Here is a 16895-nt window from a genome sequence, read left to right as displayed (position 1 = left end):
CTTCTCTTCCTCATCTTCTGCCTTATTTATTACGGCCTTCTATCGCCAATTCTGCTCAGAAGATGGATTTTGCAAGCGGGTTTCCCCTATGACTGGCAAGAGAAACGTGGCTGTATTACTTGCGTCACTACTGACATCACTCCTTTTTTCAACAGGCTACGCCAATGATATATCAAATGAGATTTCACCAAAGATTCATGGGCAAGAATTTAAGGTTAAAAACAATCTTAAGGATATCGGTCAAGCACTGTACCTTGCCATTAATTATCAGCAATGGTCAGATGTAAGACGCTTTTTGTCGGTTTATCAAAAATTGCCGGGGCATGATGTTATGCTGGTCAATTTTGCCCTGGGTGGGCTGGCACGTCGTGAGGGGAATTTAACTCTCGCAGCTTCCCTCTATCAAAAAATCCTGCGTCAAAAACCGAATTTCACCCGCATCAAATTGGAATTGGCTCGTGTCTATTTTGAAGATCATAAAAATCGGGAAGCCAAACAGTTAATGGATGAATTAAGTAAACAGCATCAATTACCCGCAATCGTTTTGAAGAACATCGACGGTTATATAAAAGCAATCACCCAAAGAAACCGCTGGCACAGTTCGTTTTCACTCAGTTATATCTATAACGATAATATAAATATGTCTCCAAATATGAAACCGGACTGTCTGCTTATTTTAAAAGGAGAATGTAAAATTGAACGGGAAATACCAAAAGCGATCAAAGAATGGGGAAGCGCTTATCATGTTACATTAAGCCGGCGTTACCAGCTTGTTGGCCACCACGGCATTTTTGGTCGCGGAATGATTGATGGTGAAATCTATCCTCATTTCCATAACGGAAACGAAAACACGTTTTTGCTGATCAGTGGCTACAATTTTAAAAGCAGGAATAATGACCTATCCTTTGCTCCTTTGTTTGAATATAAACAACAAGCCGGAATAACCGAATACCATGCTGTCGCTGCCAAAATAGAATGGCAATGGGCTATCTCTGATCAAACCTTCCTCAGCGCTGAATTTGAACATAAGCGATTCAGTTATCAGCCTCTTTATCATTGGAAAAATGGCGAACTTTCCTCATCTTATTTCAATCTCTCCCATGCTATCGGCAACGATTTTATTCTGTTTGGCGGCACTGGCTGGAGCTATCGAAACAATCAACAACCGGCAGCTCGCTATCAACAATGGGGAGTTACTGCGGGGATAGCCGGGCCACTTTATTCCGGCATTGATGGTTCGCTGTTTGCCACACTGAAAACGCAACGTTTTGGCGCCTACAGCGCATTATTGGGTGCCAAACGTCAAGATAATGAACAGATCTATACCGCTTCCGTTAAATTTCCTGCCAGCAAAATCTGGGGGATGACACCTTCTGTCACTTTCCGCCACTTGCACAATCGTAGCAATGTAAGCTGGCAATACAGTTACGATAAAAACGAAATACAAATACAGCTAGAAAAATATTTTTAGTCGAAGCTATGGACTTAACCTTTAAGCTCTCTGGCACATTGCTGGAGACATTGAAATGATGCAAAACGGATGTTATGGCGTTCGCGATAGCGCTCATTTGGCTGGTATGTGCGGTCAATGGCAGAAAAATGCGCCATCGCCTGTCCGACACCCGCAAAAATGCCACCGGCAACTGCACCCAGAATAGCGGAACCGAGCAGAACAGGTTCACTGGCTCGGGTTGCAACCACCGTCACACCGCAGGTATCTGCAAGTAACTGGCGGATGAAAGGATGCTGACCGGCTCCTCCACTGATGACAATATTTTCAATTATTACCCCAGATTTCGCCTGTGCTTCGATAATCTGACGTAGCCCGTAACCGATACCGCACACACCAGCGATATATAGAGAAAGCAGATTATTGAGGCTGTTTTCCATACCCAATCCGGCAATGACCGCCCGAGCATGAGGATCGGCAAAAGGAGCGCGGTTCCCCAGAAACTCAGGAACGACATGAATACCTTCTGCCAGTTCGACAGCCTGGGAAGCGGATTGCGTTTTTCTCATAGCCATATCAGCTAAAAAAACCGGCAGAGATATACTTTTCTCTTTTGCCATTGCTTTAGCTGCCACGGTAGCAGGGTGCAAAGACAACAGTTGGTCGATTGCCGCTCCCGCTGTGCTTTGCCCACCTTCATTCAGCCACATACCGGGGATCATCGCAGAGAAGTAGGGGCCCCAGACACCGGGTATAAATACCGGTTCCTGAGTTGTTGTCATCGTACAGGAAGAGGTGCCGAACACATAAGCCATGTTATGGGTTGCATCACCGTTGACACCGACAGTACCGATACCACCTGCGTGGGCATCAATCATTCCAGCGGCGACTGGGGTGCCTGCTAATAAACCCATCTGTTGTGCTGCGTCTTCTGTCAGTCCCTGACCACAAGGTGTTCCCGGTTCGACAATGCTCTGTCCGATACGGGCAAAGTTTTCATCTGCAAGTTCAGACAGACCGATCTGACGGAAGTAATCCGCATCCCAACGTTTTTCATGCGCAAGGTAGGTCCATTTACAGGTCACGGTACAGGTAGAGCGGGAAAGAGATCCGGTGGATTTCCAGGTCAGAAAATCGGCCAGATCAAAGAATTGCCATGCATCATCAAAAGCTTTGCGGCGATTTTCTTTCAGCCAGAGAATTTTCGGTGTTTCCATTTCAGGGGAAATTTTACCGCCGACATAGTTAAGCACTGAATGACCTGATGCGTTGATGCGTTCTGCCTGTGCTGTCGCCCGGTGATCCATCCAGACGATAATATTGCGGTTCGGATCTTCACTCAGGCTGACAGAAATCGGTTCCATATCTTTACCTAACACAACCAATGAACAGGTGGCATCAAAACCGATACCGGCAACTTGTTGCGGTGTGCTTTCAGAACGCGACATCACCTCTCTGACGCAATAACAGACCGCATCCCAGATTTCACGACTGGATTGCTCGACAAAACCAGCACCATTATTAGTACCATTACGATAAAGTGTTATATCGTGTTTGGCTGATGCCAGCATTTTACCGTTCATATCAAAAATACCGGCACGGGCACTGCCTGTACCGACATCAACACCAATGACGACTTGGTCATTGTCCGGTCTGCTTTGTACGTTATTGTTCATAGTTCCTCCTTCAATGCCTATCCCCAGTGTGACCAGAGTTTCTGCCACTTCAATAGGTTGTGCATCAGATTAGCCGGATGCGGGTATAATAGACGGTCCATTGATTGCCGATTTTCCAGAGAAAATATAGCATTGGCAATAAACAACCGACAAAACAGAGAGACGGAGTGTGGCAAAGAAAAAGAAAGTAAAGAAGCCTCATCATGACGCGTTATTCAAACATTTCTTAACGCAGCCTGACACCGCCAGAGAGTTTTTATCCCTTTATTTGCCCGAAGAGATCCGGTCATTGTGTGATTTAACCACCCTGAAACTGGAGCCCGGGAGTTTTGTTGACCGGCAGTTACGTCAGTTGCACAGTGATGTATTGTACTCGGTTGGGACAACCCAAGGAGACGCTTACATTTATTGTTTGATTGAACATCAGTCCACGCCGGATCCGTTGATGGCTTGGAGGCTAATGTACTAATGATATCTAAATTATCATGGGTTAAAACTCTGCAAACTTGCCTGTTTTTTTCATTTTGAACTACCTGAAAATCCTCGGTAGTGTTAATTGATTTCAATAGAACATAGCGACAAATATATTACCATTCCTGCTAATATTTTGATCAGAAATTCCCTAATCAGTGAGATAACAGCGTAACGAATTCACACAGGATGCAATAAAAAATGTCATTACGAATTAAAACGGTATTTATGGGTTATTATTAATGGAAATGATAAACCCGCAGAAAGTTGCGGGTTAGGTATAGAGATTATTTATTTTATTTCCTGGAGAGGAGAATAACGTGACTCTACTTTAACGTTAACATAAAAGTCACCGGAATTATCTTCATAATGGGTATCCTTCTACGGCGGGACTTTCACCCGCAAGAATAGTGCAGCTTTTCCCCAGCGCACTGCCCATTCCCTCGGGAAGTTCACTGTGCAAAATTAAATCATTTCTTTCAGCCTAAAGTAGGTCGCTCTGGATATCCCCGTCTTTTTCATGACTTCTTTCATCGAAATTTTCTGGGCTATCATTTTATTGGCTTCGGCTGTGCTTTTGTGCGGTTTACGGCCAAACTTGACGCCTGCCTCTTTCGCAAATTGGTGGCCTTCATGGGTACGTTCAAGAATACGCTCACGCTCTGCTTCAGCAACTGCGGCCAAAATCTGGATCACCATTAACCAAATCACCTTTTCAACAACATTCAAAATAACAAAACAATCAGCACTATAATTTACACTCAGTCAGATAAATAGCAGGAATAAAGTAAAATAACTTAACTATTATAATAAATGTTAACAATATGTTTATATTTGTTGTTTTATTGATCTTTAATGCTATGTAACTTCATATACTCCTTTAAAATAAAAGAATAATTTATCTTATTATAGTGATTATATTTAAATAATAAATATAAAAATCTTATTAGTAATAAAATAACTTGAAATTTAAGCATAATATTCCGTCTAGTGTGGGCTTATTGGAGGGAAGTATGGATTTTTTTCAATATTATTATCAGTGGGAATTGGACTACCTGAAGCAACTTGGAAAATTATCTGGTGAAGAAAAACCTCATTTAGCCAAAATCTTAGGGGAATATGATCCTGATATCGAAAGAGTCAATCAGGGCTTTTCAGCATTAATGGCTCGCGTGCATCAAAAAGTGGATGATGCCTTTCCTGAGCTGACTCTGCCTTTACTGCAACGATTGAATGCGCTGCCTGTCAAAGGTATTCCTGCAACAAGTATCGTTCAATTTAATGCAGCGGAAGGGGATGATATTACTGTTACTTTGCCTAAGTATTCAGAAGTCTCATCAAGTAGTACGGGCACAAAATTTTTGACAAGCCGGGCGTGTGATATTGAGCCTCTGATATTGGTTGCACGGAATATCACTTATCAGGCAGAAACCAGTTGTATTACCCTGACTTTTCAATATACCGGCCGGGATGATCACTGGCTTATACGTCCTATCAGTCTGTTTCTCAGCTCTGACGCAGCCATTGCGGATAATTTGATGCAGGCATTGTGCCAGACTCTGATCGGTGCGGAGTTACATCAAAACGGGCTGACTTACCCTGCCGAACCGCTCTGGTTTGAACCCATGTCAGGCACGTCACGTTTAATCTCACCATCACCCACTTCAGCAGAAGGTAACTGGGCACCCCAAATATTGATGGAATCGCTTTATTTGCCTCATGTACACCATTTCCTGACGCTGAATTTACCAACCGTCATGTGTCACCGTTTATCCATGACGGAAAGCCGGCAGTTCAGCGTTATATTGAAATTGAATCACGTGCTTTCTTTGTCTGAAGCACAATTATCCGATGCTTTCCATCTCCATTGTGTTCCTGCGGTGAATCTTGAACCTGAGTCACAACTGACACTCGCTTTTGCGCCAGATACAGCCCGTTACCCGCTGCCTTTGCCACCACAGCAAGGAATACTGCATATCACTGACCTTGCATTAAAAGATGAGCCGGGTAAAGAACGTGGTAAACGATGTCAGTTTTATCCTATGAGTGAATTCACGCATTTTTTTCGTCATGCTGATGAAGAAATCTGGTTTTATGCGTTGGATATCACCCGCGATTTACTGGAGCGTTTGGAATATGCCCTGATTTTTTATGATCGTTATGCCCGACCGATGGAAAAAGCGCCGGAACAGGAATTTACCTGCCATTTTGTCGCATTTGCAACAGAACTGCCGACATTGGCGAAAGGTGACATCTGTTATACCAGTGAGGATATTCCTGATAGTTTGCAAGCCAGAAATCTTACGCCTACTGCCCCCAGTTACCCACCCGTGACCGATTCTTCACGATATTGGCAATTATTGTCTCATTATGGTGCAAATGGTTTCTGGTTGAATTCAGTCTCTTCACTAAAGCAGCTATTACTCGATTACGATTTTTACGCTGACCTTGACCGCCATATCCACCGTGATATCAAGCGAATGGCTGCGGGTATTTTAGCCATTCAATCTGAGCCGGGTGATTGGCTTATCCGTGGCATTCCTCACCGTTGTGTACATATTGAACTGACACTGGATGAATCTGTTTATACCGGTCAGGGCGAACTGTTCCGGTTTGCCAATGCCTTGTACCAGTTTTTGCCGTTCTGTCTTACCGAAGATATGCGTATGCGAATGACCGTCATCGGGAATACTTCCAATCTCCGCTGGCGTTTATCGCCTTGTCCGCTTCAAGGGTATCGTCCCATTATGTGAGGAGCTGCAAAATGGATGGATTAGTCTTTACGTGTCAAATCGGTGCGTTATCGAGCACAACTTTTCAGGTAGTCAATTTCAACTTACAGGAAGGATTATCACAGCTTTATCATTTGTCTCTGACGGTAGTCAGTCAGCTTGATAATGTGGTACTCAACGATCAACTTGGCACCTATGCCTCTCTGACGGTAACCCGTAACGGTAAGGCAGAACGTACCGTTAAAGGTATCGTGGCAGGGGCTTCGCAGGGTAATACCGACGGAAGGCAAACTTACTATTCTTTTACTATCCGGCCTGAAATGTGGCGAATGACGCTTCATCAGGATAGCCGCCTGTTTCAGCGCCAATCTGTGCCGGATATTCTTAAACAGTTATTAAAAGAGCACCGTGTTAAATCGGATAACAAATTTTATGAAGACAGTCAGCTTCATCCGGTACGGGAATACACGACGCAAAAACGCGAATCTGCCTATGACTTCTGGTGTCGGCTGGCGGCAGAAGAGGGGATTGCTTTCTGGTTTGAAGAAGAACAACTGTTTTTCAGTGATTCCCATTTGGGGATGACGGCGGATCTTAATCTGACTTACAACGTCCAGCCCAGTACCGATGACAAAGATACCACCGCCTGGCAGTGGCAGTACGCAGAATACCTCTGTCCGGATGAGTATATTCACAAAGACTACAATTACCTGCGGCCTTCCCTGCCGTTGCAGACACAGGCCACGTTACCGCAGGGCGGGCGTCATGCGGTATTTGAAAGTTATGGCCGTTTTCCGTGGAGCAAAGAAGGCAAACCCTTGGGCGATGTGCGCCTTAATCAACTGAATAACGAAAGTAAATCGGGTTCGGCACAAACCAATTGTATCCAGTTACGTCCCGGTAAAATTTTTACCCTGCAATCCCATCCCATTGCGACCATGAATAATCGTTGGCAGATTGTCACGGTGAATCATTATGGTTCTCAGCCACAAGCCGCAGGCATTGCCGGTGAAGGGACAACATTAACGAATAATATTACGTTTATTCCGGGGAAAAATGACTGGCGCCCGCCGTACCGTTATAAGCCGCTGGCGGATGGTGATGAACTGGCGACGGTTGTTGGACCACCTGGTGAAGAAATTTTTGTCAATAAACATGGTGCCATTAAAGTGCATTTTCACTGGAATCGTCATGATCCAGCGGGAGATGGCTCATCATGCTGGGTACGTGTAGCACAGGGCTGGAACGGTAATGGATTTGGCTTTATGGCGATCCCCCGCATTGGTCAGGAGGTAATTGTCTCTTATCTTAATGGCGATATTGATCGTCCCATCGTGACGGGCGGTACTTATAACGGCCGTAACCGACCGCCTCTTAATTTACCTGCCGAGAAAACCCGCACCACGTTCAAAACGCATACCCACAAAGGTGAAGGGTTCAACGAACTGCGGTTTGAAGATGCCAAAGGCAGTGAAGAAGTCTTCATTCATGCCCAGAAGGATATGAATACCAAAGTGTTGAATAACCGTACCACCCAAGTGCTGGGTAATCACACTGAAACGGTTGATGATAATCAGGCCGTCATTGTGAAAAAAAACAAACAGGAAGTTGTGCAACAGACCAGCACCAAAGTGGTCGGGCTGGCCAAGACTCTGACAGTGGGACAGGCTTATACCATTAACGTTGGCGCCAGTATGAATACCACGGTTTCCATAAGTCAAAATGAATCGGTCGGTATGCAGAAAAAAGTATCTGTGGGACAAACCCTGTTTATTTCGGCAGGTAAGGTGATTGAATTGAAATGCGGTAACAGCACATTGCGTATGGACAAAGACGGCAAAATTACCATCAAAGGGGAAGAGTTCCTGTTCGAAGCCAGCGGCCCTGTGCAAATCCACGGCAAAGACATTGATTTGAATTAAGGAGACAGGGCGATGGAATTCAGGAATCACACCCCCTTTTCGGTGATGAACTACCGGATGCTGGATACAGAAGATCAGGAATACGATGTGATTGCCATGAAAGTGGGTTATCAGCTATTGCCCGCAGGGAAGGGTGAATATCTGGCTGAACTGCTGCCGGTTATGTCCTTATGTGTACAGGATCAATACCGGGGCGCATTGAACATCTCACAGGTATTGCAGGAAAGTGATCTGGCGCCGTTTAAGCCCAAGTGTGACGTAATTGTCAATGGCACTGCCTATGCACCGGAAGGTAAGCCCTGCTCATCTTTTCCTGTTCGTTTGTCAGTCATGGATGCCAATGGCGACATGTTGCTGGATAAGACACTGCATATTACAGGTGAACGGGAATTTTTCCGCACCGATAACGGGCAATGGCAGCTTTCTGATCCCAAACCATTTAACCATTTACCTCTTGATTATTGTGATGCCTTTGGCGGGGGATGCCGGATTGAAGCCGAGGATGATAAAGCGGCGAAGGCATTAACAGAGGAAGACAAGCTCTCTCCTGAACAACGCCGCCAGCACCCTGATGGCGCAAAGGCTCCCATAGCTCATGCAGTTTATGAATACAATCCCATTGGTACGGGGTTTGTTTTGCCGTGGTATGCGAAGGCGAAAGATCTGCTTCGTTATCCGGCACCGCGCATTATCCATCCGAATGCACCGATAACTGCACACCATTTTATTGATATGCTGGCAGGCCGTTTCTCAGCCATGGAGCCAGCCTGTCAACCGCAGGGTATGGGCGTTATCGGGCGGGCGTGGCTGCCACGGCGAACACTGGCCGGCACTTATGACCAGACGTGGCTGGACGAGCGCCATCCTTACCTGCCACAGGATTTTGATTTCGGTTACTGGAATAGCGCCCCGCAGGATCAGCAGATTGACTGGCCGTCCACCGATATCACGCTGCAACTGACTAATCTGACACCGGATGGCTCCTTACAAACCGAACTGCCGGGACATCGTCCTTTTATCCTGTTCCGCATGGAGGATGGCGTTCTATTCCCGGTTCTGATGAACCTTGACACACTGATCGTTGATACCGATGCAATGACATTGGAGCTGACTTTTCGTCTGCATTTCAGCATTGACTTCCCCATCAGAGTGACCGAAGCACGGTTTGAAATAAACCCCAAAGCCCCCTTAATCACATTTGCACCTGAACAGGAGCCGGATCATGGCGGATAACTATGTTGCCCGTAAAGATACTCAATGGTTGATTATCAGTCTGGTTCCCGATGTCTGCAAAACTCCGATAGGACCGGCCACTCCTCCGATTCCTTATCCCGTAATAGCAAAGCTGGAAGATGCCTCTGCACCAGTCACATCGGTACGGGCAAACGGGCAGCCGGTGGTGGTATTCGGGCAAAGTTTTGTCCCGCAGACATTGGGGGATGAGGCGGGGACAGCTACAGGGGTGAAAAGTGGCACAGTAGGGGGAAAGTGTCACCCGGAAGAACATACGCAAACCGTGAGGGCTGATGGCAAATTGATATTGCGCCATACAGATAAATTCTGGATGAATGGGGCATAAGGGAGGATATATGGCAAAAGGCACAAAAAATGATAGCCCAACGGGAACAGGGAATACGGTGGGGACTATTGTGGGGCAGGCACCACAGGCAAAAAGAAGTCCGAAAGAAGCCAATCCGCCTGTTAAGTCGGAATCACTACAAGATAGATTCGGTAGATGGCGCCAATTAGGTGAATGGTTCAGAACTGTTGCTACACCATTTGCTTCTATTATACCATTTACGAGAGGTCGTTCTAAAGAAGTAGAGGAAAAAGAAATTAAAGAAGTAGAGGAAAAAGAAATTAAAGAAGTAGAGGAAAAAGAAATTAAAGAAGTAGGGGAAGAAGAAATTAAAGAAGTAGGGGAAAAAATAATTAAATCAGTAGGGAAAAAAGTAATTAAAAAAGTAATTAAAAAAGTAGAGAAAAAGATATTTTCATCAGACAAAAAACCTAAACAGCACCCACAGAAAAAAGAAGGAGGTTGTAAAGTTAATAATCAGGCAAAAAAACCTACTTCCAATAAACCAAATAAAAAAAACAATAAAGAAGATCCTGCTCACCAATCTGATCAAGAACATCCTAACTGTACAGGGGGTTGCTGTGGAAAAGGCGAACCTGTCGATATCACCTCAGGCGATTACCTACAAACATTCTCAATTATTGCCATTCCCGGTCTGTTGCCGATTACTTTAAACCGAACCTATCGCTCTACCGCTTCCCTAAATGGATTATTGGGACCTAAATGGGCCGATGACTGGTCACGTCAATTAGTAGTAAATGGCAAAGAAATCCATTTTACCGATGCTGACGGGCAGGTTTATGCTTTTTCGACACCGGAAAATCAGGTGCTGGCACGTAATCGCCATCTGCGTCATTGTTTGCTGACAGGTGAACTCAATGGTGAATTGCGTTTGGTGAATAAACAAAACCAGCAAACTCTCCATTTTAACCAGATTGAGGGTAACCGGCGTCGGCTGTCTGCCATCACAGATCGCCATCAGAATCATATTCAGTTTATCTATAACGATCAGCATCAGTTGATTGAAGTGGTGCGCAATGATGGTTTCCGCTTAGCCCTTCACTATCAGGATCATCAGCTCCGGACAATGGATTACCATTTCCAGCAGATCCAGCAACGGTTACTCACCTGCCATTATGACCAATACGGCTATCTGGCCGAATGTGATGCCTTTCAGCAAAATCATCTGTGGCATGAATACACTGCACAAGGGTTTATGACCCGCTGGCACGATACGGATAAGACCGATTTTTATATTCACTATGATGAACGTGGACGGGTCGTTTCCACCCATTCCTCCGAAGGTTATTGGGCAGATCGTTTTATCTATGACGATGAGGCCCGTGTAACCACTTATCTGGATGCCGAAGGCGGAAAAACCCTTTCCTATTACAACCAGAATAATCAGGTGATCCGTGAGGTTGATCCGTTAGGGCGCGAAACCCGGACGCAGTGGCGTTATAACCAGAAAGTGTGGGAAATTGATCCGCTGGGCGGTTACACCACGTTTGATTACAACCATGACGGGGCACTGACCGAAATTATACTGCCCACGGGGGACGCTTTTTATTATGACTATAATGAACACGGTCAGCTTATTGAAGCGATTTTACCCCCGGGGGATATCTGGCGCTTCCAGCATGATGAGCAAGGCAATCTGACCGCAGTCACTGACCCACAAGGGCATACAGAAGCATATCAGTACGGTATTCATGGCGAGTTGCGGCAACGGCTTTTGCCGGATGGCCGGCAGTGGCACTACGCCTATGATGAGCATCAGCGGCTGGCCGCGATGATGACACCGGATGGTCAGACAACCGGTCTGGAACTGGATGAACTGGGGCGTCTGCGCCGTACTACCGATGCGCTTAAGCAGGAAACCCGCTATCGCTACAGTGCTGTTCATGCCAGTCTCGATAATGGCAGCCTGACTGAAATTGAATGGCCGGATGGGGTGACTCAACAGCTTGAATATGACAGCGAACGGCGTGTGGTCGCGGTAACTGACGGGGAAGGCCGCACGACGCGTTACCGCTATGGGGCGTTTGACCTGCTGACCCACATGACCCGTCCGGATGGCACGACATTGCATTTTGGTTATGACCGCCTTACGCGCTTTTGTTCCGTCACCGCCTCGACAGGGGAAACGTATCGCTATGAACGGGATGCCGCGGGTCAGGTTATCCGTGAAATCGACTTTACCGGCCGTACCATCGACTATCAGTATGATGCGCTGGGGCGTCGTATTCAGGCCCGCTATCCGGATAACCACGTCTTGCGTTGGCATTACTCGTCGGCAGGATTATTGACCCGACAGGAAAGCGGGCATCAGCAGGAAGACAGGTACGAACTGAAATCCACCACCACTTACGAATATAACGTGCGTCGCCAGCTTATCAGGGCAACCAATGACGATGCTGTAGTGGAATACGAATATGATGCGGTTGGTTTACCTGTTTGTGAACGCATTAATGGGCGTGAAATCACCCGTGAGTGGAACAGCCTGACCGGGCAATTAACGGCGGAAACCCGCGGTGAGCATACCCTGAACTGGGGTTATAACATCATGGGGGCTGTGAACCATTTTCAGTTTAACCAGCATACGCCGTTGAGCTTTACCCATGATACGTTAGGGCGGGAAACGGTCAGGGAAAGCGCGGAAGGGTTTATTCTGGCCAGCCGGTATACTGCTACCGGGTTATTGGCACACCAGTCCGCCGGGCGGGCTACCGTGTTGTTCCGTGAAACGTTGGCGCAGAACGATCCCCATTTTCCACCGCAAGCCACCGCGGTTAACCGTAGCTGGCAGTATGACCGCGCATACAGTGTCAGAATGATCGATGACGGTATTTGGGGGCAGACCCGTTACCGCTATAACCAGAATGACCAGATTGTTAGCGCCGAATTCAATGGCCGATTGCCCTATGAAGAGCAGTTTCGTTATGACCCCAATGGCAATGTGAACTTGCATGTGTTGGTGGATGCAAAAGGGGCGATTGAGCAGATTGAACAGCATCAGCAGGCAGGTCGGGTTATTAAACGCGGCAACGTGACTTACCACTATGATGACAATGGCCGGCAGGTGGAAAAAACCGAACACCGTGACGGTTTTCGCCCACAAATATGGCGTTATCGTTGGGATACGCAAAATCAGCTAACCCACTGCGAAACACCGGATGGTTCCCGCTGGCACTATCGCTATGATGCCTTTGGCCGGCGTATCCGCAAGCTGAAAGTGCACGATGGCAAACTGGCTGCGGCAAATTTACAACGCTGGCTGGAAGGTAAACCGGATTTAACCGCAAAACCCGGTGCCATTATGGGGTATGACTACCTGTGGAGTGGTAACCAGTTGGTGGAAGAAACCCCGCTGTATGCAGATGGCACCCCGGCCTATGACCACAGTATTTGCTGGCTGTATCAGCCGGGCGCATTAGTCCCGTCAGCGCGTTATGAAAAAGGCAAACTGCATTATATTGTCAGTGATCATCATGGCACACCGCGGGAAATACTGAGTGAATCCGGTAAGCTGGTCTGGGCAAGTCGGCTGACCACGTGGGGTAAATCTGAACGGATGCCGCTATTGGCGGCAAATGATGAAGATTACCATGTGAGCTGCAACCTGCGGTTTGCCGGGCAGTATGAAGACGAGGAAAGTGGGTTATATTATAATCGGTTTCGGTATTATGATTGTGGCACAGGGCAGTATATTACGCCTGACCCGATAGGGCTGTTGGGGGGACTGAATCTTTATCAGTATGCACCTAATCCATTAAGCTGGATCGATCCACTGGGTCTAACATGTAGAAGGCCAGACGCAGACGGGGAAATTAATCCAAGAAAAGTTCGATATATGCAAAGTTCTATAAGCAATAGCACAGGAAGAGGAAGATATTATACTGTTTTAAATAATGCAAGAGATTTGCGTGATGGTACTTTGAGGCCTTCTGATTTACGACCAATTAGGATATGGAAAGATACAGAGGGTAACAGATGGACTCTAGATCATCGTAGATTAGCCGCATTCAAGTTAGCGGGGCTTCGTCGTGTTCCGTTTAGATGGGCGACAGTGGATGATATGAATTGGAATTATTGGAAAATGACAACAAGATTATCTGGTAAAAGAATCACACTTTTGGGCGCTGGGAGACCGAGAACATTGGAGTGATATTTTATGAATACTAAAGAAATAAAGACCAGAGAAGATCTCATTGAACTTCTTGAGTTTTTGTCTTCAAACGCCAGAAATAATTTGAATGAGTGGAGAAATAAAGATCGGCCCTCATATCTTGAAGCTATGTCATTTTGGATAGAGGATATGGATGGATATTATTTAAATCAAAAATTACCTGTTCCAGAAAATATTAATTGGGCATTTATTGCTGATATTTTAATGGCTGCAAGAGCTTATGAGTAAAATCTGTAGTGGTATAACAATTCCCGACACCTCACAAGCCTGCTAATATTTTATTAACGTGAAAGTGAGGTATCAGTATAAAACTGGAATCATCTAGACGGCAATATTCCACTGAATTTAAACTTGAAGCTATTCAGCAAGTGGTTCTTCATCTGGTTCTTCATCAGCAGCGGGTTGTCGATGTGGCGCGTTTCACTGGGCATTGATACCGGCATTCTGGATAATATTACCCCGTCTTATCCCCAAACTCACACAGATCTTCAATAATACAAGATCCACAACGCGGTTTACGGGCAATACAGGTATAACGCCCGTGCAGGATCAGCCAATGGTGGCAATCAACCTTTAACCAAATCATCTTCTCAACAACACTAAAAATAACACTAAAAATAACAAAATAATCAATACCATAACTTATATCCCGTTAGATAGTTAGCAGGGATAAAGTAAAATAACTTAACGATTACAATGATTGTTAATAATATGTTTCTATTTGTTATTTTACTGGTCTTTAATGTTATGTAACTTCATAACAAATACAATTGAAAATCATAATGCAGATTCTTGCCTTTACTCCTTTAAAGTAAAGAAGCATTCCTTTTACTATGGATTTTATTTTTAAATTATTAATATAAAAATCTTTCAAATAAAAAATAACTTGAAATTTAAGCATAATATTCCGTCTGATGTGAGCTTATTGGAGGGAAGTGAAGATATCAGTCTGTTAAACCCAATTACCGGGGCATCGTCAAAGCGGCGGAAGCCCGGTTTGAAATAAACCCCAAAGCCCCTTAATCACATTTGCACCTGAACAAGAGCAGGATCATGGCGGATAACTATGTTGCCCGTAAAGATACTCAATGGTTGATTATCAGTCTGGTTCCCGATGTTTGCAAAACCCCACTGGGACCGGCCACTCCTCCGATTCCTTATCCCGTAATCGCTAAACTGGAAGATTCCTCTGCACCGGTCTCATCAGTACGGGCAGGGCAGCCAGTGGTGGTATTCGGGCAAAGTTTTGTCCCGCAGACATTGGGAGATGAGGCGGGAACGGCGATGGGGGTGAAAAGTGGCACGGTGGTATGTGCGTATTACCATGAAAGAGATCAGGTAATTATTGGGTGATCTACTTGGATGGTAATACGCACAGATAACGGTGTCTGGCAGATCCGCAGCTGGCAGGCGGGCGTGGAGAATGTTGTTAATCAGCAGCGATACTGAGTCAGTATGATATTAATATAACTTGAATGCTGTTTATGCCGTCACTAATTCATTTTCTTCCAACCAGAAAAATTTAGTGACGGTTTCTTCTTTTTCAAACAATAAACGTCACTGAATGTCAGACTCCGTATCAATAGGTTATGCATCAGTAGCTATCCCTTATGTACAAACTTTATTGTCTATATTCAACAACTAAACACTACGGGCTTCCTACCATATTTTCTCTACTTATTAAAATATACATTTGAAAAAGTAAGATTTTCACAATAATATCGTGTGAGTCATAAGTCCCAATTTTTACGTAGCGCAATCAATAGACATTAGAGTCAGAGGGCAGTTATGCACTATAAAGATGAGAAGAACGATAAAAATAAAGAGGAGAAAAACTCACTGATTGTGCCTTCTGATGAGCAACATAATTCTAGCGACTATCAAAATCAGGGCATGGTTATGCCATTGTCGGCACTTGGTCATCAAGTATATGACAATCCTGCCATTGCATATCTTGTCAGTCTTGGTTCAAAGCGAAGTCGCCAAACTATGAAGTCATTTCTTAATATTGTGGCAAAAATGCTGAGTTACCAAAATGTTCAGGACTGTTTATGGAGTAATCTACGACGCCATCATATTCAGGCTATTATGGAATTGCTCTCTGATTCAGGCAAAGCACCTGCAACGATCAATACTTATCTTTCTGCATTGAAGGGAGTTGCATTAGAAGCCTGGACAATGAAACAGCTTGACACAGATAGTTTTCAACACATTAAACAAGTACGTTCTGTCAGAGGAAGTCGCTTACCCAAAGGGCGGGCGCTTGAGCGTTATGAAATTAAGACTTTATTTTATACTTGTGAAAACGATCTCAGTACAAAAGGCTTACGCGATGCAGCCATTATTGGCATTTTGGTAGGTTGTGGTCTGCGCCGTTCAGAAATTGTCTCATTAGATCTGAAACATATCATTTATCGTGAACAAGCATTAAGAGTGATGGGGAAAGGAAACAAAGAACGTTTGTCATATATGCCGGAAGGAACATGGAGGCGATTGAATCGTTGGGTCGATGAAGTTCGGGGAGATCATGCCGGGCCATTATTTACTCGTATCCGACGGCATGATGATGTAACAGAAAACCGCCTTTCCGATCAGGCTATTTATCACATATTGGAAACTCGCAGGATTGAAAGCGGAATAGAAAAATTTGCTCCTCACGATCTGCGTAGAACCTTTGCCTCAGCTATGTTGGATAATGGCGAAGATATTGTGACTGTTAAAGATGCAATGGGACACTCAAGTATTACGACAACCCAAAAATATGATCGGCGTGGAGATGAACGTCTGAGAAATGCGGCCAGAAATTTGAATTTTTGATTTGGTAATCATAGTTTGCCTGAAATAGGATTTATTCAAGTTTCAGGCAAACTATTGAA

11 protein-coding genes and 2 pseudogenes are annotated in these 16895 nt (G+C 45.2%); 10 read left to right on the top strand and 3 right to left on the bottom strand.

What is annotated here, in order from left to right; all coding sequences use genetic code 11:
* Positions 1 to 88 precede the first annotated feature (88 nt).
* Positions 89 to 1471: a surface lipoprotein assembly modifier gene (locus BDD26_RS15365; protein WP_115827034.1), complete on the top strand. Its 1383-nt coding sequence runs from the start codon at positions 89 to 91 to the stop codon at positions 1469 to 1471.
* Between the two features lie 14 nt (positions 1472 to 1485).
* On the opposite strand, the gene BDD26_RS15360 is transcribed toward BDD26_RS15365, so the two are convergent.
* Entirely contained in the window at positions 1486 to 3126 is a 1641-nt protein-coding gene (locus BDD26_RS15360; protein ID WP_115827033.1) for an FGGY-family carbohydrate kinase, read from the bottom strand.
* Positions 3127 to 3295: 169 nt separating this feature from the next.
* On the opposite strand from BDD26_RS15360, the pseudogene BDD26_RS15355 reads away from it, so the two are divergent.
* Positions 3296 to 3592: pseudogene (locus BDD26_RS15355) on the top strand (Rpn family recombination-promoting nuclease/putative transposase); the annotation flags it as partial.
* A gap of 470 nt (positions 3593 to 4062) precedes the next feature.
* On the opposite strand, the gene BDD26_RS15345 reads toward BDD26_RS15355, so the two are convergent.
* Positions 4063 to 4296, bottom strand: a complete 234-nt coding sequence (locus BDD26_RS15345; protein WP_211305482.1) for a recombinase family protein — start codon at positions 4294 to 4296, stop codon at positions 4063 to 4065.
* A gap of 314 nt (positions 4297 to 4610) precedes the next feature.
* Between BDD26_RS15345 and BDD26_RS20320 the strand changes: the two genes are divergently transcribed.
* The 6 genes from BDD26_RS20320 to BDD26_RS15315 are packed head-to-tail and all read left to right on the top strand — an operon-like array spanning position 4611 to position 14247.
* The gene (locus BDD26_RS20320; protein ID WP_115827032.1) at positions 4611 to 6350 is read left to right on the top strand and encodes a type VI secretion system baseplate subunit TssF; all 1740 of its coding nucleotides are present in this window, start codon (positions 4611 to 4613) and stop codon (positions 6348 to 6350) included.
* An 11-nt stretch (positions 6351 to 6361) separates the two neighbouring features.
* Complete coding sequence (gene tssI, locus BDD26_RS15335) at positions 6362 to 8251, top strand: type VI secretion system tip protein TssI/VgrG (protein WP_115827031.1); 1890 nt, start codon at positions 6362 to 6364, stop codon at positions 8249 to 8251.
* Positions 8252 to 8263: 12 nt separating this feature from the next.
* Positions 8264 to 9484 (top strand): DUF2169 family type VI secretion system accessory protein, encoded by a 1221-nt coding sequence (locus BDD26_RS15330; RefSeq protein ID WP_115827030.1) that lies wholly within the window; start codon positions 8264 to 8266, stop codon positions 9482 to 9484.
* A complete protein-coding gene (locus tag BDD26_RS15325) occupies positions 9474 to 9830 on the top strand; it encodes a DUF4150 domain-containing protein (RefSeq protein WP_038265909.1) in 357 nt (118 codons plus the stop codon). The genes BDD26_RS15330 and BDD26_RS15325 overlap by 11 nt, the downstream gene beginning before the upstream one ends.
* A 10-nt stretch (positions 9831 to 9840) precedes the next feature.
* Positions 9841 to 13998 carry an RHS repeat-associated core domain-containing protein gene (locus BDD26_RS15320; protein ID WP_244922751.1) on the top strand — a complete coding sequence of 1386 codons (4158 nt, stop codon included), beginning with the start codon at positions 9841 to 9843 and terminating at the stop codon, positions 13996 to 13998.
* 6 nt (positions 13999 to 14004) lie between these two features.
* The gene (locus tag BDD26_RS15315) at positions 14005 to 14247 is read left to right on the top strand and encodes a DUF7660 family protein (protein ID WP_115827029.1); all 243 of its coding nucleotides are present in this window, start codon (positions 14005 to 14007) and stop codon (positions 14245 to 14247) included.
* A 226-nt stretch (positions 14248 to 14473) separates the two neighbouring features.
* Here BDD26_RS15315 and BDD26_RS15310 read toward each other — a convergent pair.
* Positions 14474 to 14593: pseudogene (locus tag BDD26_RS15310) on the bottom strand (endonuclease III); the annotation flags it as partial.
* Positions 14594 to 15072: 479 nt separating this feature from the next.
* On the opposite strand from BDD26_RS15310, the gene BDD26_RS15305 reads away from it, so the two are divergent.
* On the top strand, positions 15073 to 15372 hold the full coding sequence (locus BDD26_RS15305) for a DUF4150 domain-containing protein (RefSeq protein ID WP_115827027.1): 300 nt from the start codon (positions 15073 to 15075) through the stop codon (positions 15370 to 15372).
* 546 nt (positions 15373 to 15918) lie between these two features.
* Complete coding sequence (locus BDD26_RS15300) at positions 15919 to 16836, top strand: tyrosine-type recombinase/integrase (RefSeq protein WP_425330446.1); 918 nt, start codon at positions 15919 to 15921, stop codon at positions 16834 to 16836.
* Positions 16837 to 16895 lie beyond the last annotated feature (59 nt).

The sequence above is a fragment of the Xenorhabdus cabanillasii genome, assembly GCF_003386665.1.
Taxonomy (GTDB): domain Bacteria; phylum Pseudomonadota; class Gammaproteobacteria; order Enterobacterales; family Enterobacteriaceae; genus Xenorhabdus; species Xenorhabdus cabanillasii.
This window is presented reverse-complemented; position numbering and strand designations above follow the sequence as displayed.